General features: G+C 72.3%; 17 protein-coding genes. 11 read left to right on the top strand and 6 right to left on the bottom strand.

What is annotated here, in order from left to right; translation table 11 throughout:
• Positions 1-186: 186 nt before the first annotated feature.
• The 3 genes from LEL83_RS11795 to LEL83_RS11805 are packed head-to-tail and all read left to right on the top strand — an operon-like array spanning position 187 to position 3319.
• Entirely contained in the window at positions 187-1506 is a 1320-nt protein-coding gene (locus LEL83_RS11795; RefSeq protein ID WP_225558958.1) for an ABC transporter substrate-binding protein, read from the top strand.
• Positions 1503-2471, top strand: a complete 969-nt coding sequence (locus tag LEL83_RS16275) for a carbohydrate ABC transporter permease (RefSeq protein ID WP_198657780.1) — start codon at positions 1503-1505, stop codon at positions 2469-2471. The genes LEL83_RS11795 and LEL83_RS16275 overlap by 4 nt, the downstream gene beginning before the upstream one ends.
• The gene (locus tag LEL83_RS11805; RefSeq protein ID WP_225558959.1) at positions 2471-3319 is read left to right on the top strand and encodes a carbohydrate ABC transporter permease; all 849 of its coding nucleotides are present in this window, start codon (positions 2471-2473) and stop codon (positions 3317-3319) included. The genes LEL83_RS16275 and LEL83_RS11805 overlap by 1 nt, the downstream gene beginning before the upstream one ends.
• A 109-nt stretch (positions 3320-3428) precedes the next feature.
• Here LEL83_RS11805 and LEL83_RS11810 read toward each other — a convergent pair whose 3' ends face one another.
• Positions 3429-3875 (bottom strand): MarR family winged helix-turn-helix transcriptional regulator, encoded by a 447-nt coding sequence (locus LEL83_RS11810; RefSeq protein WP_225558960.1) that lies wholly within the window; start codon positions 3873-3875, stop codon positions 3429-3431.
• Positions 3876-3996: 121 nt separating this feature from the next.
• Between LEL83_RS11810 and LEL83_RS11815 the strand changes: the two genes are divergently transcribed.
• Positions 3997-4980 carry an AraC family transcriptional regulator gene (locus LEL83_RS11815; protein WP_198657783.1) on the top strand — a complete coding sequence of 328 codons (984 nt, stop codon included), beginning with the start codon at positions 3997-3999 and terminating at the stop codon, positions 4978-4980.
• A 131-nt stretch (positions 4981-5111) separates the two neighbouring features.
• On the opposite strand, the gene LEL83_RS11820 is transcribed toward LEL83_RS11815, so the two are convergent.
• Positions 5112-6158 carry a LacI family DNA-binding transcriptional regulator gene (locus LEL83_RS11820; protein ID WP_225558961.1) on the bottom strand — a complete coding sequence of 349 codons (1047 nt, stop codon included), beginning with the start codon at positions 6156-6158 and terminating at the stop codon, positions 5112-5114.
• Between the two features lie 146 nt (positions 6159-6304).
• Here LEL83_RS11820 and LEL83_RS11825 point away from each other — a divergent pair, with 146 nt between their 5' ends.
• From LEL83_RS11825 to LEL83_RS11845, 5 genes are all read left to right on the top strand, one after another.
• A complete protein-coding gene (locus tag LEL83_RS11825; RefSeq protein ID WP_198657785.1) occupies positions 6305-7600 on the top strand; it encodes an ABC transporter substrate-binding protein in 1296 nt (431 codons plus the stop codon).
• A 2-nt stretch (positions 7601-7602) separates the two neighbouring features.
• Positions 7603-8625 (top strand): carbohydrate ABC transporter permease, encoded by a 1023-nt coding sequence (locus LEL83_RS11830; protein ID WP_225558962.1) that lies wholly within the window; start codon positions 7603-7605, stop codon positions 8623-8625.
• Positions 8625-9506 (top strand): carbohydrate ABC transporter permease, encoded by an 882-nt coding sequence (locus LEL83_RS11835; protein WP_225558963.1) that lies wholly within the window; start codon positions 8625-8627, stop codon positions 9504-9506. The genes LEL83_RS11830 and LEL83_RS11835 overlap by 1 nt, the downstream gene beginning before the upstream one ends.
• A 173-nt stretch (positions 9507-9679) precedes the next feature.
• The gene (locus tag LEL83_RS11840) at positions 9680-12013 is read left to right on the top strand and encodes a beta-xylosidase/alpha-l-arabinosidase (protein ID WP_225558998.1); all 2334 of its coding nucleotides are present in this window, start codon (positions 9680-9682) and stop codon (positions 12011-12013) included.
• Positions 12014-12066: 53 nt separating this feature from the next.
• On the top strand, positions 12067-12783 hold the full coding sequence (locus LEL83_RS11845) for an aggregation-promoting factor C-terminal-like domain-containing protein (protein ID WP_225558964.1): 717 nt from the start codon (positions 12067-12069) through the stop codon (positions 12781-12783).
• Here the strand turns inward: LEL83_RS11845 and LEL83_RS11850 are convergent.
• The gene (locus tag LEL83_RS11850; RefSeq protein ID WP_225558965.1) at positions 12777-14057 is read right to left on the bottom strand and encodes an MFS transporter; all 1281 of its coding nucleotides are present in this window, start codon (positions 14055-14057) and stop codon (positions 12777-12779) included. The genes LEL83_RS11845 and LEL83_RS11850 overlap by 7 nt on opposite strands.
• Positions 14058-14121: 64 nt before the next feature.
• On the opposite strand from LEL83_RS11850, the gene LEL83_RS11855 reads away from it, so the two are divergent.
• A complete protein-coding gene (locus LEL83_RS11855; RefSeq protein ID WP_225558966.1) occupies positions 14122-14739 on the top strand; it encodes a CGNR zinc finger domain-containing protein in 618 nt (205 codons plus the stop codon).
• 50 nt (positions 14740-14789) lie between these two features.
• Here LEL83_RS11855 and LEL83_RS11860 read toward each other — a convergent pair whose 3' ends face one another.
• A complete protein-coding gene (locus LEL83_RS11860; protein WP_225558967.1) occupies positions 14790-15890 on the bottom strand; it encodes a sensor histidine kinase in 1101 nt (366 codons plus the stop codon).
• Positions 15887-16561 (bottom strand): response regulator transcription factor, encoded by a 675-nt coding sequence (locus LEL83_RS11865; RefSeq protein ID WP_198657791.1) that lies wholly within the window; start codon positions 16559-16561, stop codon positions 15887-15889. The genes LEL83_RS11860 and LEL83_RS11865 overlap by 4 nt, the downstream gene beginning before the upstream one ends.
• Positions 16562-16648: 87 nt before the next feature.
• On the opposite strand from LEL83_RS11865, the gene LEL83_RS11870 reads away from it, so the two are divergent.
• Positions 16649-17323: a M15 family metallopeptidase gene (locus LEL83_RS11870; RefSeq protein ID WP_225558968.1), complete on the top strand. Its 675-nt coding sequence runs from the start codon at positions 16649-16651 to the stop codon at positions 17321-17323.
• 19 nt (positions 17324-17342) lie between these two features.
• Here LEL83_RS11870 and LEL83_RS11875 read toward each other — a convergent pair whose 3' ends face one another.
• On the bottom strand, positions 17343-18560 hold the full coding sequence (locus LEL83_RS11875) for an FAD-dependent monooxygenase (protein ID WP_225558969.1): 1218 nt from the start codon (positions 18558-18560) through the stop codon (positions 17343-17345).
• Between the last annotated feature and the right edge of the window lies 1 nt (position 18561).

An 18561-nucleotide genomic window follows, 5' to 3' on the forward strand; every position in this document is an offset into this window, starting at 1 on the left:
GGAGGCACGGGTCGGCGCCGCCTCGTGCCTCCAGGCCGCCGCCGGCCACGTCCCGGGCTGCGCGACCGTCCGCGGATCCCCGAGCGCGTGCGGTGTCGTGCAGACCGGAAGGTGCCCGGACAGACCAGGCCTCGGCATGGTTGTGTGGGAGCACAGGTTCGCTGCACCACACGTCAAGGAGGACGGATGGCTATCGACCGGAGGATGTTCCTGCTCGGGGGAGCGGGGGTGCTGCTGCTCGCCGGCTGCTCCACCCGTCCCGAACGCACGCGCGTCGAGGACTGGCCCACGGAGCCGCCCGAGGGCGAGGCGACGATCAGCTGGTGGGCCGGTCAGGTCGCCTCGAAGGACGGCGGCGACCTGCGCCGGCGGCTCATCGCCGAGTTCCAGAAGGAGCACCCGAACATCCGGGTGCGCATCGTCAGCGCCCCGAGCGACACCGACACGAACCGGACCAGCCTGACGACGCAGATCGCCGCGGGGTCGAGCACGCCGGACGTGTACCTCGGCGACGTCGCGTGGCCCGGGCAGTTCGCCAAGAACAAGCTCGCGACCCCGCTGAACACGCTGGTCGGCCAGGACTTCTTCGACCAGTTCCCGGAGGGCCTCCGCCTGGCGGCGAGCGTCGACGGGACCTACTACATGTTCCCGCTCTACATCGACGAGTCGTTCTTCCTGTACCGGAAGGACCTGTTGGCCAAGCACTCGCTGCAGGTGCCGGGGTCGTGGGAGGAAGTGCGGGACACCGCGGCGAAGCTCGTCGACACCGGTGACGTGAGCTACGGCTTCGCGTTCCAGGGCGACGTGTACGAGGGCCTGACCTGCAACGTCACCGAGTTCGTCGCCGACGCGGGCGGTTCGCTGCTCAACGACGACCTGACGAAGCCCGAGACGACGAGCTCGGAGACCAAGCGCGCGTTCGAGTTCATGCGCTCGCTCGTGACGTCGGGAGCGTCTCCGCGGGCGACCCTGACGTACCAGGAGCAGGACACCAACGACGCCTTCTCGGGCGGCCGTGCGGCGTTCCTGCGCAACTGGTCGTACGCGTGGGGGATCGCGAACGGGCCCGACAGCCAGGTCGCCGGCAAGGTCGGCCTCGCCGCCCGGCCGACGTTCGACGGCATGGACGAGCACCACTCGACGATCGGCGGGTGGGGGAACTACATCAACCCGCACACCCAGCAGCCCGCTGCGGCGCTGACGTTCGCGAGCTGGATGTCGAGCGCGACCGCGCAGCAGTTCCTGACCCGCGAGGGCGGCGTCCTGCCGGCCCGCTCCGCCAGCCTGGTGAGCGAGGACGCGAAGCGCCAGCAGCGCCCGACGTACGACACGGCGGCGGGCATCACGCTCGTGCCCCGCCCGACGTCGACGGCGTACTACCCGAAGGTCTCGCAGGGCGTCTACCAGAACGGCAACAGCATCCTCGGCGGCCAGGCCTCGGTCGACGGCGGCACGCGCTCGATGGCCTCCGCCATCTCGCTCGCCCTCGAGGGGGCGGCGCTGTGAGCGCCGGCACCGCGACACGGCCGACCCGGCCGGGAGGCACGGATCGCCTCGATCCGCCGCCCCGGCTGACCGGGCGGTCGCGTCTCGACCGCATCCGCGCCCGCGGCGCCTGGGGCTTCGCGGCCCCGGCGCTCCTGGTCGTCGCGGCGGTGACGATCTTCCCGGTCGTCTACTCGATCGTGCTGAGCTTCGCGGACGTCGAGGTCGGGTACGAGGGCTTCACGATCCAGTCGTTCGGGCTCGACAACTACGCCGCGCTGCTGCAGAGCGCGGACTGGTACCGGGCGCTCGGCTTCACGGTGCTCTACACCGTGGTGACGGTCTCGGTCGAACTCGTGCTCGGCATGCTCGTGGCCCTGGTGCTCGAGCGCCTCGGGGCCACCCGCGGGTGGATGCTCGCGCTCATGCTCATCCCGTGGTCGCTCGTCACGATCGTGAACGCGCAGCTGTGGAAGTACATCTACGACAGCACCTACGGCGTCGCGACGTGGTTCTTCGGCCTGTTCGGGGACGCCCCGGTGATCCTCGGCGAACCGGTGCCCGCGATCACCGGCCTGATGGTCGCGGACATCTGGAAGACCACGCCGTTCGTCGCGATCATCCTGCTGGCCGGGCTCGTGCAGATCTCGGAGGACCACTACGAGGCCGCCGAGCTCGACGGCGCGAGCACCTGGCAGACGTTCTGGCGCGTGGTGCTCCCGCAGCTCACGCCGACCCTGACGATCGCGGTGCTGTTCCGCATCCTGCAGGCGTTCGGCGTCTTCGACCTGCCGTTCGTGCTGACGAACGGCGGACCGGGCACCGCCACCCAGTCGCTCGCGATCATGGGCTACAAGGTGCTCTTCCAGGACATCAACATCGGACCGGGCGCGGCGATCGCGACGTCCACCGCGATCATCGTCGCGGCCGGGTGTCTGCTGTTCCTCCGGGCGTTCCGGAACCAGGCCAAGGGAGGGGACGACTGATGCCTCGTCAACGTGTCCGCAGGGGCTGGCGCAAGTGGGTCAACACCGTGAACGTCAGCGGTGTCGTCATCGCGGTGCTCACGGCCCTGCCGCTGTACTGGCTCGTCTCGACGTCGCTCAAGCCGGCGTCGGAGATCGGGCAGTCGCCGCCCACCATCTGGCCGAACTCCTTCACCCTCGACAACTTCGTGGTGGCCTTCCGCGACAACGCCCTGGGCCAGTACATGATCAACAGCGTCATCGTGTCGGTGTCGACCACGGTGATCGTGCTCGCGCTCGCGTTCCTCGCCGGGTACGCGCTCGCCGGCCGGTTCATCCGCGGCCGCACGGCGATCATGACGTCGCTGCTCATGCTGTCGGTGTTCCCGGCGATCGCGGTCCTGACGCCGCTGTACCTGCTCGAACGCAACCTCGGGCTGCTCAACTCGTACCCCGGCCTGATCGTGCCGTACGTCGCGTTCAACCTGCCGTTCGCCATCTGGATCATGCGGAACTACCTGCAGGGCATCCCGTCGACCATCGAGGAGGCGTCGGAGATCGACGGCGCCGGTGCGTGGCGGACGGTGCTGTCGGTGATCCTGCCGATGGCGAAGCCCGGACTCTTCACGGTCGGCGTGTTCACCTTCACGGCGTCGTGGAGCGAGTTCCTGATGGCCCTGACGTTCAACAGCGAGAACTCGTTCCGCACGATCCCGGTCGGGATCGCGCTGTTCGGCACGCAGTTCACGGTGCCGTTCGCGCAGATCTTCGCCGCGAGCGTGGCGGCCACCGTCCCGATCGTGATCCTGGTGCTGGTGTTCCGGCGGTCGATCGTCTCGGGCCTGACCTCGGGGGCGGTGAAGGGCTGACCCGTCGCGGCACCCGGTGCGGATCGGTGGCTAGATAGGTAGGGAACTGACCTAGCTGCGCTTGCTGGACATTCGTCCGGGTGCCGCCTCGTGCGCCCGTACTCTGCCGTCAGGGGCTCGGGGAGCCGAGGTCGACCGCTGCCGCGATGCGGTCGATGATCCGCACCAACCTGCCCCGCTCTCGTTCCGACAAGGAGGCCAAGAGGTCGTGCAGCTGCTCGTTCGTGCCGGTCATCGCGCGCGCGTAGTCGCGCCGGGCCTCGGCGGTCAGTTCGATGTGACGGCTGCGCCCGTCGGCGGGGTTGGGGACCCGGCTGATGTGCCCGCTCTGCTCGAGCCGGTCGACCATGCCGGTGACCGCCGGACCCGTCAGTCCGAGGTGTCGCGACAGGTCCTTGACGCGGACGGTCCGACCGGCCTCCTCGGCACGCGACACGAACTGCAGCAGCGTCAGGTCGCCGCCGGAGACGCCGAGCTGGTCCCGCAGGCGGTCACGGAGTTCGGCGACCGCCGCCTCGAGTCGGGTCAGCGCGGCGCGGACATCGAGATCGCTCACGGCAGCGCTCCCTCTCGTCGGGTCGGGTCGGCGGTGCCACACGCCGTCGTCACCGAAGCAGCTTATCCACATAGCGCGAACTGTGGTTCGGACGTTATCCGGAACGCGCACCCGAGCCGCCGTGGTTGAGCGGCTGCGCGCCGGCGACCCCGTCGTCCCCCTGGGTGCCCCGGTCCGGTTCGAGGTCGCGGGTGCCGACCCGGACTCGGCCTCGCGCGACCTGGCGGCGGTGCACGGTGCGGAGCGCTGGTCGGTGCGACGCACGGTCGGCGACTTCGCGTATCGCTACACCGCGGTCGGCGACTCCGAGGTGAACATCCGGCGCTCGCAGCTGCGCGGCGCCCTGCGTGGCTCCGTGCCGGTCGGGGCCGACTACGTCGTGACGTGGCTCACCAGCGGGACGGCCTCGCTCGACTCCGGCCGGGTGCGGCTGGACCTGCACCGCGAGGTGCCCGTGCTCCTGCCGCCCGAGGAGCCCTTCGAGTTCGTGGCCGCCGACCACGACCAGCGGCTCGTGCACTTCGGCCGGTCCTACGTGCAGCGCATCGCCGCCGAGCACCTGGAGATCGTCGACCGACCCCTGCGCTTCGACCCGGTGCGGCCGCCCGAGCCGGGCACGGCCGAGCGGTGGCAGGACGCGCTCGTCGCGCTGTCCCGTGCCCTGCGGACCGACGGCCCCGACTCCGACGCCTGGCACCAGGCGAAGCGGTCGGCCGCCACCGCGTTCCTCGACACCTTCCCGCCGCGGGTCGACGACCTGCCGGCGGCGCTCTCGATGCCCCGGAACGCCCGACTGCGGGCCGCCGTGGAGTACATCCACGCGCACGCCGCCGAGGACGTGACGGTCGCGGAACTGTCCGAGGTCGCCGGGCTGAGCGTGCGCTCGGTGCAGGAGTCGTTCCGCCGGGTGTTCGACGTCTCGCCGCTGACCTACCTGCGCGGGGTCCGCCTGGACCGCGTACGGGCGGAACTGCTCGAGCTCGACGCGCACGCCGGGGTGGTCGGTGACGTCGCCAGGCGGTGGGGGTTCGCGCACCTCGGGCGGTTCTCGGCGGCCTACGCGGCGCGCTTCGGCGAGTACCCGAAGCAGACGCTGCGGCGCTGACGGGGCAGGTGCCGCTGCGGCGCTGACGGGGCAGGTGCCGCTGCGGCGCTGACGGGGCAGGTGCCGCTGCGGCGCTGACGGGGCAGGCGCCGCTGCGCCACTGACGGCCGGCAGCTGCCGCGCCGTTGCCGTCAGGCCGCGCTGGCGACGACGGCCGGGGCCGGAGCCGTGCTGGCGCGGACCCGCAGCGTCGTGGAGAGCCGGACGTGCTCGGCAGCGGACTCGCCGCGCAGCATGGTGAGCAGCATCTGCACCGCCTGTGAGCCGAGCTCGGCGAGGGGCTGGGACACCGTGGTGAGCGGCGGCGTCGTGGTGGACGCCTGCGGCACGTCGTCGAACCCGACGACCGACAGGTCCTGCGGTACCCGCAGCCCGACCTCGGCGGCGGCACGGAGCACACCGATGGCCGAGGAGTCGTTCGCGGCGAACACCGCGGTGGGGCGGTCGGCGAGCGTGAGCAGGTCGCGTGCGACGGCGGCGGACTGGTCCTCCTGGTACCCGCCGTCCCGCAGCAGCCGTTCGTCGACGGCGATGCCGGCGGCGGTCAGCGCGGCGCGGTACCCGGCGGCCCGCAGCTGGGCGGACGCCAGGTCGGCGCGGCCCTGCAGGTGGGCGATGCGCGTGTGCCCGAGCGCGATGAGGTGCTCGACGGCCTGCACGGCGCCGCCCTCGTTGTCGGCGTCGACGGTGGCGTGTCCCTCCGGCCCGGTGTGCGGGTCGATGGCGACGACGGGGATCGACGAGCTGGACAGCGCCGTGGTCGGCGTCACGACGATGGCTCCGTCGATCAGGGTGCCGGACAGGCGGGACAGCGACCGGCGCTCCCAGCCAGGACGGTCGGCCCCGGTCATGAGCCCGGCGTACGCCAGGAGCTCGTACCCGGTGCCGGTCGCGGAGCGCGAGATCCCGCGGAGCAGCTCGGTCGAGAACGGTTCGAACTCGGGCACCAGGATCCCGATGACGTCGGTGCGCGAGCTGCGCAGGCTGCGGGCGACCAGGGAGGTCTCGTAGCCGAGGTCGGCGACGACCTGCTGCACGCGGAGCATCGTCGCCGGGGCCACGCCGTCGCGCTGGTTGATCACCTTGGAGACCGTGGGGATCGAGACCCCGGCCACGCGGGCCACGTCGCCGATCGTCACCCGGCCGGCACCGGGACGCGCGCCCAGAGCCGAGTCCATGTGCACACCGTACCGCTGCGGTTGGCGGCCATCGGTAAAGAAAACGTTATCGATATCGATTGACAGACCTCCCGAGCGGGTGGCACGCTCTCCGCAGCGGCAGTGGATGTCGCTGTATGTCAACGACGACACCGAGGAGTTCCACGATGACGAGGAAGATCCGTGCCGCGGCAGCCATCGCGCTGATCGGGGCGACAGCACTGGTGGCCAGCGGCTGCTCGGCGGGCAGCGATGCCTCCGAGGACGGCGGCAAGGTCACGATGACCTTCTGGCACAACTCGACCACCGGACCCGGCAAGGCGTACTGGGACTCGACGGTCAAGGCGTTCGAGGCGAAGTACAAGAACGTCACCATCAAGACCCAGGCGATCCAGAACGAGGACCTGGACGGCAAGCTCCAGACCGCCCTCAACTCGGGCGACGCCCCCGACGTGTTCCTGCAGCGCGGCGGCGGCAAGATGGACGCGATGATCGCTGCCGGGCAGCTCATGGACATCTCCGACTCCATCAGCGCCGACGCGAAGAAGTCGATCAGCGCCGGCACCTTCGCCGGGTACGAGAAGGACGGCAAGACCTACGCGATGCCGGGCGCCGTGCTCCCCGAGGGCATCTGGTACTCGAAGGACCTGTTCAAGGAAGCCGGCATCGAGGGCACGCCCGAGACGATGGACGAGTTCAACGACGCCGTCGACAAGCTCAAGGCCAAGGACATCGACCCGGTCGCCGTCGGCGCGAAGGACGCCTGGCCGGCCGCGCACTGGTACTACAACTTCGCGCTCCGCGAGTGCAGCCAGAAGACGCTCGAGGACACCGCGAAGTCGCTCAAGTTCGACGACGACTGCTGGACCAAGGCGGGCGAACAGCTCGAGGACTTCAACGCCACCGAGCCGTTCAACAACGGCTTCCTCACCACGGCCGCCCAGCAGGGTGCCGGCAGCTCGGCCGGTCTCCTGGCCAACCACAAGGCGGCCATGGAACTCATGGGCGCGTGGGACCCGGGCGTGATCGCGTCGCTGACCCCGGACGCCAAGCCGCTGCCCGACCTCGGCTGGTTCCCGTTCCCGACCATCGACGGCGGCAAGGGTGACCCGAAGTCGATGATGGGCGGCGTCGACGGCAACTCCTGCTCCGCGCAGGCCCCGAAGAAGGCGTGCACCGACTTCCTGAACTTCATCGTGCAGAAGGACAACCAGGAGAAGTACTACACGGCCTTCAACGCCATCCCGGTGAACCAGGAGGCCCAGTCGGTCGTCGACGCGGACTACCTCAAGACGGCCCTGGCTGCCTACCAGGAGGCACCGTTCGTCTCGCAGTACCTCGACACCCTGTACGGCCAGAACGTCGGCAACGCCCTGAACACCAGCGTCGTCGACCTGCTCGCCGGCAAGGGCAGCGCGAAGGACATCGTCTCGACCACCAACCAGGCCGCGGCCAAGGGCTGAGCATGGCCCTCGACACGTCGCTCGGTACGACTCCGGCCTCCGGGTCGGACACGGCCGCTGGGACGTCCCCGGCGGGGAGCGGTTCGCCGCTCCCCGCCGGTCGGCGGACCACGCGCCGCATCGCGGACTGGCGCCAGCGCGTCGAGATCGCGGTCCTCGCCGGACCCGCGGTCATCGTCTTCGTGACGTTCGTGATCCTGCCCGTGGGCCTCGCCGCCTACTACGGGTTCTTCAAGTGGCAGGGCTACGGCCCGCCCACCGACTTCGTCGGGCTGCAGAACTACCTGATCATCTTCCAGGACAAGGCGTTCCACCAGGTCCTGATGCACAACGGCTTCATCGTCGTGCTGTCCCTCGTGCTGCAGGGGCCGATCGCGATCGTGCTCGCACTGCTGCTCAACCAGAAGATGCACGGCCGCGGCCTGGTCCGCGTGCTCGTCTTCGTGCCGTACGTCATCTCCGAGGTGATCGTCGGCACCGGGTGGAGCCTCATGCTCCAGTCGAACGGCGCCGTGAACGACATGCTGCAGGGCATCGGGCTCGGCGGCATGCGGGCGGACTGGCTGTCCAACCCGGACATCGCGATCTGGACGCTGCTGCTGATCATCTCGTGGAAGTACATCGGCTTCGCGGTGATCCTGTTCCTGGCCGGCCTGCAGAGCATCCCGGAGGAACTGTTCGAGGCCGCCGCGATCGACGGTGCCGGCTACTGGCAGATCCAGCGGCGCATCACGCTGCCGCTGCTCGGCCCGACGATCCGCATCTGGGCGTTCCTGTCCATCATCGGCTCGCTCCAGCTGTTCGACCTCGTCTACATCATCTGGGGCCAGTACATCTCGTCGACCGCCGGGACCTCGACGATGGCGACGTACATGGTCGCCAACGGCCGCACCTCGGGCAACTTCGGCTACGGCAGCGCCGTCGCGGTCGTGATGTTCGTGATCTCGCTCGCGGTCGCCCTGATCTACCAGCGCTTCGTGCTCCGCCGCGACACCGCGGGTGCACTCACCGAGAGGAAGAACTGATGGCCACCACGAGCATCGTCGCCCCCGGGCGGCGGGCCACGCGGGCGCGTCGGTCCAGCGCCGCCATCGGGCACGCCAACCCGCTGACCTACCTGGTCGCGATCCTGTTCGTCGCGGCGAACCTCGCCCCGGTGCTGTACATCGTGCTGGGCGGGTTCCGGACGAACTCGCAGATCACGACGAGCCCCGCCGGGCTGCCCGCTCCGTTCGAGTTCGGCAACTACGGCGCCGTGCTGTCCAGCGGCATCTTCTGGCAGCAGCTCGGCAACTCGACGATCAGCGCGGTCACCACGACCCTCGGCGTCGTCGTGCTCGGCCTGATGGTGAGCTTCGTGCTCGCCCGCTACCGGTTCGCCGGCCGCGGTGCGATGTACGCCCTGTTCGCCGCCGGCCTGATGTTCCCGATCACCGTCGCGATCACCCCGCTGTACCTGCTCGTCAAGGACCTCGGCCTGACGAACAGCCTGGCCGGCGTGATCCTGCCGCAGATCGCCTTCGCCCTGCCGACGACGGTCATCATCCTGGTGCCGTTCCTGCGGGCCATCCCCGACGAGCTCGAGGAGGCGGCGTCGATCGACGGCGCGAGCCGGCTCGGGTTCTTCTTCCGGATGATCGTGCCGCTGTCGCTGCCCGGCGTCGTGACCGTCGGCATCCTGGCGTTCATCGCGAGCTGGAACAGCTACATCCTGCCGCTGTTCATCCTGAACAACGAGGCGGCGTACACGCTGCCGCTCGGCGTGCAGGCGTTCTCGTCGCAGTACTCGGTCGACACCGCCAAGGTGCTCGCGTTCACGTCCATGTCGATGATCCCGGCGCTCGTGTTCTTCACGATCTTCCAGCGCCGCATCGTCGGCGGCCTGACCGGGGCGGTGAAGGGGTGACCACGTTCGACCAGGCCGTGGCCGCCAGCGGCCGCCTCGCGGCGGACGCGTCCGCCCCGACGGGCACCAGCGACACCACCGACGGACACAAGGCGCGGGGCGGCGCCGCCACGGGCCTCCCGTCCGCCCCGTCCCACGCCGCGACCGGCGCGGCCCCCGACCGCGCGACCACGCTGCTCGGCGCGATGACGCTGGACGAGAAGGTCGCGCAGCTCGTCGGCTACTGGCTCGACCAGAACGGCGTCGTCGCCCCCATGCAGGGCGAGATGGCGGCGGTGCAGCAGGGCACCACCCTGGCCGACATCACCCGTGACGGCATCGGCCAGTTCACCCGCGTCTACGGCACCCGCCCCGTCGAACCCGACGAGCGCGCCGCCTGGCTGTGGGCCGAGCAGCGGCGGCTCAAGCGCGAGACCCGGCTGGGCATCCCGGCGCTCGTGCACGAGGAGTGCCTGACCGGACTCGCCGCGTGGAAGGCCGCGACCTTCCCGACGCCGCTCGCGTGGGGCGCGTCCTTCGACCCGGAGCTCGTCGAGCAGGTGGGTGCCGCCATCGGCGCGTCCATGCGGCAGCTCGGGGTGCACCAGGGACTCGCACCGGTCCTCGACGTCGTCCGCGACCCGCGTTGGGGGCGGGTCGACGAGTGCATCGGCGAGGACCCCTACCTGGTGGGCACGGTCGGCACGGCCTACGTGCGCGGGCTGCAGTCGGCCGGGGTCGACGCGACGCTCAAGCACTTCCTCGGGTACTCGGCGTCGCAGGCGGGGCGGAACCACGCCCCGGTGCACGCCGGGGCCCGCGAGGTCGCCGACGTCTACCTGCCGCCCTTCGAGATGGCGCTGCGGGACGGGGGCGCCCGGAGCGTCATGAACTCGTACGCCGAGATCGACGGCGTGCCCGTCGCGGCGAACGGCGAGCTGCTGACCGACCTGCTGCGTGACCGGCTGGGCTTCGACGGCACCGTCGTCGCCGACTACTTCTCGGTCGCGTTCCTCGAGGTCATGCACGGCATCGCCGCCGATCGTGGCGAGGCCGCCGCCCTGGCGCTCGAGGCCGGCATCGACGTCGAGCTGCCCACCGGCGACGCGTACCTCGAGCCGCTCGTCGAGCGCGTCCGCAGCGGGCAGGTGGACGAGGGCCTCGTCGACCGGGCGGTGCTGCGCGTGCTCCGACAGAAGGAGCGGCTCGGGCTGCTCGAGCCGGACGTGTTCGAGGACGAGCCGCCGACCGGCATCGACCTGGACACCCCGCTGCACCGATCGCTCGCCCGGCAGCTGGCGGCCCGCTCGCTCGTGCTGCTGTCGAACGACGGCGGAGCGCTCCCGCTCGCCCCCGGGGCCTCGGTGGCGGTCATCGGCCCGAACGCCGACCGAGCCGAGGCCCTGCAGGGGTGCTACTCCTTCGCCAACCACGTGCTCGCGTCGCACCCCGACCTGCCGCTCGGGTTCGCGATCCCGACGGTGCGCGAGGCGGTCACGCAGGCGCTCGGGTCGACGGCCGTCCGGTACGCCGCGGGCTGTGCCGTCACGGGTGACGACCGCGCCGGCATCGCCGACGCCGTCGCCGTCGCGGCCGCCTCGGACGTCGCCGTGGTCGTCGTGGGCGACCAGGCCGGGCTGTTCGGCCGCGGAACCGTCGGCGAGGGGAACGACACCGAGTCCCTCGACCTGCCCGGTGTGCAGCGCGAACTCGTCGAGGCGGTCGTCGCCTCCGGCACCCCCACCGTGGTGGTGCTGCTCACCGGCCGGCCGTACGCGCTCGGCTGGGCGCTCGACGGCGACCAGCCGCGACCGGCCGCCGTCGTGCAGGCGTTCTTCCCCGGCGAGGGCGGCGGGCTCGCCGTCGCCGACCTGCTCACCGGGGCCGCCTCGCCCTCGGGCCGGCTGCCGCTGTCCCTGCCGCGCTCGGCGGGCGCACAGCCGTTCACGTACCTGCACCCGCGGCTCGGGGGTCCGTCCGACGTCACCGCCGCCGACTCCACGCCGGTGCGCCCGTTCGGGTTCGGGCTCACGTACACGGACTTCGCCTACGAGGACCTGGTCGTCGACGAGCACGTCCGGTCCGACGGGGTGTTCACCGCGTCGGTGACGGTCCGCAACACGGGGAGCGTCGACGGCGAGGACGTCGTGCAGCTCTACGGCCACGACGTGCACGGCAGCGTCACCCGGCCAGAGGCGCAGCTGCTCGGGTACGCCCGGGCCGCGCTCGCTGCGGGGGAGTCCACGCGGATCCGCTTCCGCGTGCCGGTGCAGCGCTTCGCGTTCACCGACCGCCGGATGCGCAAGGTGGTCGAGCCCGGCGACGTGCAGGTCTGGGTCGCCTCGCACGCGGCCGCATCACGGCCGGGAGGCCCGGTGCCGGCAGGTGGGATCGTCGCGTCCGGCGACGGTCCGGTCCGCCACCCGGTCCCCGGCACCGCCACGGAGCGCGCCACCGTCGCGGTCACCGGCACGGTGCACGAGGTGACACCGGACGACCCCCGCCTGGTGGAGTGGTCGCTCGCGTAGACACGGCGGGTGGTGTCGGTCCGTCCGGCGCCACCCGTCACTATGCTGAGCGCGTGGGGAGACACGCAGCGACGCAGACCGCCTCCGGGCGTCCGCCGCTGGGCCGTGCCCCGGGACCGATGCTGCCGACGCCGCTGCCCCCGTCGCGTCGCGCGGCGGCCGTCACACCGGAGCGGACCTCGCCGTCCCTCCGGCGTCGCACCGCGGCCGCGCTCGCGTTCACCGCTCCGGTGGCGCTGCTGGCCACACAGCTGACGGTGCCCGCCTTCGCCGACCTCGACGCGGTGGCCGTCCCCGCCGAGGCCGTCCCCGCTGCGGCCCCGCAGGTGTTCGCGGTCGCCTCCGTCAGCGCGCCGAGCGTCGACCGTGACGACTTCGCGGTGCAGACCCCGGCGCCGAAGCCCCCACCCAAGGCGAAGCGGTCCGTCGCGGCCGCCGCCATCGGCGCTCCCGACGTGCCGGCAGCGACCCCGGGGAGCGCCCAGGCGATCGCGGCCGAGATGGTGACCGCACGCGGGTGGGGTGCGGACGAGTACGGCTGCCTGGTCTCGCTGTGGAACAAGGAGTCGGGCTGGCGCACGACCGCCGCGAACCCGAACGGGGCGTACGGCATCCCGCAGGCGTACCCGGGTTCGAAGATGGCCTCGGCCGGTGCGGACTGGCAGACGAACCCGGCGACGCAGATCACCTGGGGCCTCGACTACATCGGTGGCCGGTACGGCTCGCCGTGCGGTGCGTGGGGGCAGAGCCAGGCGACCGGCGCCTACTGATCGGCCGCGCCGTGGGTCGCGAGTCCGGCCGGGTCGCGCACCGTGCGGAGCGGTGAGGCGACGACCCAGACGACGGTGAGCAGGGTCCCCGCGCAGCCCAGGGCGATCCCGGTGCGGGTGCCGAGCAGCTCGCCGACCAGGCCGCCGAGCCCCGCGCCGATCGCCACGACGCCGTAGGACAGCCAGCGCATCGTCGCGTTGACGCGTCCGAGCACGTGGTCGGGGGAGCGCAGCTGCCGCAGCGTCAGCGCGACGACGCTCGACAGCGAGGTCCCCGCGCCGTTGACCGCGAACACGGCGATCACCGCGATGACCGTGACCGGCGTCGACCACGACGGGTCGACGACCGGGAGCACCGCGAGGGCGATGCACTCGGCGGCGGCGCAGGCGACCAGGACCGGCCCGGCCCCGAACCGCCGCACGCTCGACGGTGCCGCGGCCGCCCCGGCCACGGCCCCGACGGCGCCGAGACTGAGGACCAGGCCGAGGAGCCCCGCGTCCAGGCCGAGCTGCCGGACGGCGTGCACGGTGAACAGCACCACGACCCACTGCGCGAACAGGTTGTAGATCCCGGCGAAGCCGACCAACGACACCAGGTAGCGATCGCGTCCGACGAACCGCAGGCCCTCGCCCAGGTCCCGCAGGGCGCTCCGTCCGGTCGAGGCGGGACGGGGTTCGGGTGCTCGGATGCCGAGCAGCGCCACCGCCGAGACGACGTACGTCAGGGCGTGGACGGCCAGGGCCCAGGGTGCGGACAGCACCTGGACGAGCAGGCCGCCGAGACCGGGGCCGCCGACCTCTGCCGTGGCCGCCGTGGCCTGCAGTCGCCCGTTCGCGCGTTCGAGCTGCCGCCGGCCGACCACCGTCGGCAGGAACGACTGGTAGCTCACCTCGAAGGCGACGGTGAACGCGCCGAGCAAGCCGACCAGCACGACGAGCACCGGCAGGGTCAGCGCACCGCTGAACGCCACCACGACCACCACGACGGTCAGGGCGGCGCGGGCGAGGTCGGACACGACGAGGATCGGCAGCCGACGCCGACGGTCGATCAGGACCCCGAGCGGCAGCGCGAGCAGCAGGAACGGGAGCCACCGCGCCGCGTTGAGGACACCGACCTCGGCGGCCGAGGCGTGCAGGACGACCACGGCGAGCAACGGGACGGCGAGCTCGCTCACCTGACCGCCGACCGCCGACGCGCCCTGGGCGACCCAGAACCGTGTGAAGTCCCGCCCCAGCGGAGTCGAGGTGTCGCTAATGGGTTCGAGGCTCTGCATGCATTAGACCCTGGCAGAGGTCCGCTAATGGCGCAACGATCGATCGGGCATTAGGCTGCGCAGCATGGCGACCACCGGATCCCCGACGTTCCCCGAGGTCGGCGGCCACGCCGCGCTCGACCTGGTCGACACGGTGCACTGGCGGCTCGACCCGCGTCGGTCGATCGACACGCTGGGCACCTTCGACGACGTCGTGGCGTGGTGCGACCAGATGGGTGTCCTGCCCGGCAGCGCCGAGCAGGTCACCAGGCTCGCCGCGTCCGCGCCCGAGGCGGCGGCACGGGAACACGCGGCCGTGCTGGCGCTCCGCGAGGCGGTGTACCAGGCGGTCTTCGACTCGTCAGCGGCCGCGGCCGACCACGTCGCGGCCGAGCACCTCGCCGCACTCGGGCGGGCGACGTTCGAGCGGGATGCCGACCAGGTGTCGTGGTCGTGGCGACTGCCCGCCGACCTGTCCGGCCCCCGGAGTGCCGTCGCCCTGCTCGCCCACTCGCTGCTGACGTCCGACCTCGCCGCCGCCCGCCAGTGCGGCGACGACGCCTGCGGCTGGGTCTACCTGGACACGTCGCCCCGGCACAACCGCGTGTGGTGCACGGCTGCCGGGTGCGGCAACCGCAACCGCGTCGCCCGCCACCAGGCGAAGCGCCGCACGGCGCGGCCGGACGGCGCCCGACCGGCCTGAGCACCGGGGACGCGAGGCGCGGGACGGACCCGGCCCGTGCCTCCCGTCCGTCAGCCCGTGGGCAGCCGGACCGTGACGACCAGACCGCCACCGGACCGCGCCCGCAGGCGCACGGTCCCACCGTGCGCGCGCACGACGGCGTCGACGATCGCCAGGCCGAGCCCGGCACCGCCGTGGTCGTCCCGCTGCCGCGCGGAGCCGCGTTGGAACGCCTCGATGAGCGTCGGCAGGACCTCCTGTGCGACCGTCCTGCCGGTGTTCTGCACCTCGAGCACGGCCTCGCCGTCGACGCTGCTCGTGTGCACCCGCACCCAGCCGGAGCCGATCTGCCCGTCGGCGCCCGACGCGACGTTGTGCACGATGCCGTTGTGCACCAGGTTCGTCACCAGCTGCAGCAGCAACGGTGGTGACCCGACGGCGGGGGCGGCCGAACCCTCCACGTCGAGCACGAGCCCGCGGGCCTCCGCCAGGGGGACGAGGGTCTCGGCGGCCTCCTCGGCGAGCAGGGAGAGGTCGACCGTGCGGTGCTCGAACGTCCCCTGGTCGGCGCGGCTCAGCAGCAGCAGCGCCTCGGTCAGGTCGATGGCGCGCGTGTTCACGGTCCGCAGCCGGGCGACGACGGCGGCCGGGTCGCGATCCGGATCGCGCTCGGCGACCTCGAGCACCGAGCGGGTGATCGCGAGCGGGGTGCGGAGCTCGTGGGACGCGTTCGCGGCGAAGCGCCGCTGCGCCTCGACGTGGGTCTCGAGCCGCGCGACCATGCCGTCGAACGCGTCCGCGAGGGAGCGGAACTCGTCGTCTCGGCCGGGCAGGTCGATGCGGTGCGACAGGGTGCCCGCGGCGACCCGGCGCGTGGCCTCGGTGATCCGGGTGAGCGGGGCGAGCACGCGGCCGGCCAGGAACCACCCGCCCACCAGGCCGACCACGAGCAGCACGACGAGCGCGAGTGCGGCCGGCGGCGCGAACGCGCGCACCAGGTCCCGCTGGACGGGGACGACGCCGGACGCCGTGTCGACCGGGTCGGCGGGGACGTACCGGAGCAGGAACACCCACACCACGGCCAACAGCAGCGCCCCGGTGACCACGACGAGACCGGCGTAGCTCAGGGCGAGGCGCAGCCGGACGCTCGGACCGGGCCGTCGGTCCGTCATCGCCGGTCGTCGCCCGTGTCGATCCGGTACCCGACACCCGGCACCGTGGCGATCACCCACGGTTCGCCCAGGCGCTTGCGCAGCGCCGACACCGTGATCCGCACGGCGTTCGTGAACGGGTCGGCGTTCTCGTCCCACGCGCGTTCGAGCAGGTGTTCGGCGCTCACCACCCCGCCGTCCGCCGCGACGAGCACCTCGAGCACGGCGAACTGCTTGCGGGTGAGGGCGACGTGCCGACCGTCGCGGAAGACCTCGCGGCGGAACGGGTCGAGTCGCAGGCCGGCGAGCTCGAGCACGGGCGGGCGGTGGTGTGCCCGGCGACGGGCGAGGGCGCGCAGACGGAGGACGAGCTCGCGCAGCTCGAACGGCTTGGTGAGGTAGTCGTCGGCGCCCGCGGCGAACCCCGACGCCTTGTCGTCGATGCGGTCCGCCGCCGTGAGCATGAGGACGGGTGTGCCGGTGCCGGAGGCCAGGATGCGGGCGGCGACCTCGTCACCGGACGGCCCCGGCACGTCGCGGTCGAGCACGGCCACGTCGTACGGGTTCAGCGCGATGAGCTCGAGTGCCGCGTCGCCGTCGGCGGCGATGTCGGCCGCGATGGCCTCGAGTCGGAGACCGTCGCGGACGGCCTCGGCCATCAGGGGTTCGTCCTCGAGGATCAGCACGCGCACGACCCGATGCTATTCGGCGGCACGTATCGTCCGCGTATGCGGGAACGCATACGCTCCGGCAACCGGCGTCACCGTTGACTCGTCCGCATGCCGAACCGATCCCGACCGTCGTCCTCCCGTCCCGCAGCGTCGCACCACCGTGCCACCCTCGTCCTGGTCTCCGCCGTCTCCGTCGTGCTGATCGGCATCGCGGTGCTCGGCGCCGTCGCCATCCGGTCCGCCGGGGCCTGGCCGACACCCGGCGCCGCACCGGCGTCCGCCGTCGGGATCGACACGGCCCGTCCCGGGGTCGGCGACGACCACGCCACCGGCGAGGCCGGCGGCGAGCTGCCCTCGGGGGCGTCGGTCTTCGACGACCACCTGCCCGGGGTGGCGCGGGTCGACGCCGACCTGCTCGAGGCCGTCCGGCACGCGGCGCGGGACGCCGAGGGCGAGGGCGTGCGGTTCGAGATGAACAGCGGGTGGCGCTCGCCCGCCCTGCAGGAGCAGCTGCTCGACGACGCCGTCGACGAGTACGGATCACGTGAGGAGGCCGCGCGCTGGGTCTCCACCCCGGACACCTCGGAGCACGTCCGCGGTGAGGCCGTCGACATCGGCGACTGGAGCGCGGCCGCGTGGCTGCAGGAGCACGGTGCCGCGTACGGGCTGTGCCAGATCTACACGAACGAGGCCTGGCACTACGAGCTCCGGCCGGAGGCCGCCACCGACGGCTGCCCGCAGATGTACGTCGACCCCACGACCGACCCCCGCATGCAGGGATGAGGGCGCCGTCACCCGATGGTCACCGGCCCGTGCTGCCGACGCGGTCGGGCAGCGGCGGGAGCGGTCGGTCGCTGTCCGCCACACGGGTGAAGCGGGCGATCAGGGGGCGGAGCAGCGACGACGTCAGGATGCGGTCGGTGACGGCCTGCCCGGCGAGCCCGATCCGGGACTGCGGGTACGCGAAGTGCACGATGCCCCTCGGGATGCCCTGGATCCGGTCGACCAGCGGCCGCATCCACGCGTCGAACGCGTCGAGGGCGGTGTCGACGTCGCGCCCCGGGCGGAGCGACGCCGCCAGCACGTACCCGCTCGTGAGTGCGAGCGCTGCGCCGCCCCCGCCCATCGGGGTGACGCACCAGGCCGCGTCGCCGACCACGCACACCCGGCCCCGGTGCCACCGCGGCATGCGGATCTGTGTGAGGTCGTCGACGTAGACGTCGTCCGAGGTGGCGAACGCGTCGAGCACCCGCTCGGTCTGCCACCCGGCACCGGCGTAGCGCGCGCCGAGCACGGCGAGGGTGTCCCCGCGGTCCCGTCCGGCCAGGGCCTCGTCGCTCGTGCACGCGAGGATCGCGCGGGTGGTGCCGTACGGGTCCGGCCGGAGGTGCACCTGCCGACCGCCCACGGCGTTGTACCAGCGCCAGCGGTCGTCGTCGGACGGGGTGCTCGGGATCGTGCCGAAGGCCATCGTGACCCCGAGTGCCCGACGGTCCACCTCGCCGTCCCCCGCGAAGAGCCGGTCCCGTGTGCGGGAACGGACGCCCTCGGCCACGACCAGCAGGTCGGCGCGGAGCACCTGCCCGGCGTCGGTGGTGACCGTGACGGGGTCGTCCGCGGTCGTCCCGTGCTCGACCTCGGCCACGGTGGTGCCGAAGACGAACCGGACGTCGTCGGGCAGGTCGTCGAGCAGGATGCGGGCCAGGTCGCCGCGCAGCACCTCGAGCTCGGCGGTGGCGCCGTCGGGTCCGTCGGAGGGCAGCTCGGCGCGGACGCGGCCCCGGGCGTCCACGATGACGGCTGCCGTCTCGGTCGTGTTCGCCGCGCGCACGGCGTCGGTCAGGCCCATCCGGTCGAGCACCTCGCGGGCCACGCCGCGGACGTCGACGTTCTGGCCGCCGTCGCGGAAGGCCGCCGCGCGTTCGAGCACGGTGACCTCCCACCCGACGTGGCGGAGCCACCAGGCGGCGGACAGGCCTGCGATGCTGGCTCCGGAGATGACTGCGTGTCGTGTGGTCATG

The organism is Curtobacterium oceanosedimentum, assembly GCF_020297365.1.
Classification (GTDB): domain Bacteria; phylum Actinomycetota; class Actinomycetes; order Actinomycetales; family Microbacteriaceae; genus Curtobacterium.

Coding starts and splice junctions, on each gene's coding strand:
- LEL83_RS11860 (WP_225558967.1), bottom strand. CDS start 15,890: ATGACGGACCGACGGCCCGGTCCGAGCGTCCGGCTGCGCCTCGCCCTG.
- LEL83_RS11875 (WP_225558969.1), bottom strand. CDS start 18,560: ATGACCACACGACACGCAGTCATCTCCGGAGCCAGCATCGCAGGCCTG.
- LEL83_RS11835 (WP_225558963.1), top strand. CDS start 8,625: ATGGCCACCACGAGCATCGTCGCCCCCGGGCGGCGGGCCACGCGGGCG.
- LEL83_RS11825 (WP_198657785.1), top strand. CDS start 6,305: ATGACGAGGAAGATCCGTGCCGCGGCAGCCATCGCGCTGATCGGGGCG.
- LEL83_RS11870 (WP_225558968.1), top strand. CDS start 16,649: ATGCCGAACCGATCCCGACCGTCGTCCTCCCGTCCCGCAGCGTCGCAC.
- LEL83_RS11850 (WP_225558965.1), bottom strand. CDS start 14,057: ATGCAGAGCCTCGAACCCATTAGCGACACCTCGACTCCGCTGGGGCGG.
- LEL83_RS11795 (WP_225558958.1), top strand. CDS start 187: ATGGCTATCGACCGGAGGATGTTCCTGCTCGGGGGAGCGGGGGTGCTG.
- LEL83_RS11820 (WP_225558961.1), bottom strand. CDS start 6,158: ATGGACTCGGCTCTGGGCGCGCGTCCCGGTGCCGGCCGGGTGACGATC.
- LEL83_RS11805 (WP_225558959.1), top strand. CDS start 2,471: ATGCCTCGTCAACGTGTCCGCAGGGGCTGGCGCAAGTGGGTCAACACC.
- LEL83_RS11830 (WP_225558962.1), top strand. CDS start 7,603: ATGGCCCTCGACACGTCGCTCGGTACGACTCCGGCCTCCGGGTCGGAC.
- LEL83_RS11855 (WP_225558966.1), top strand. CDS start 14,122: ATGGCGACCACCGGATCCCCGACGTTCCCCGAGGTCGGCGGCCACGCC.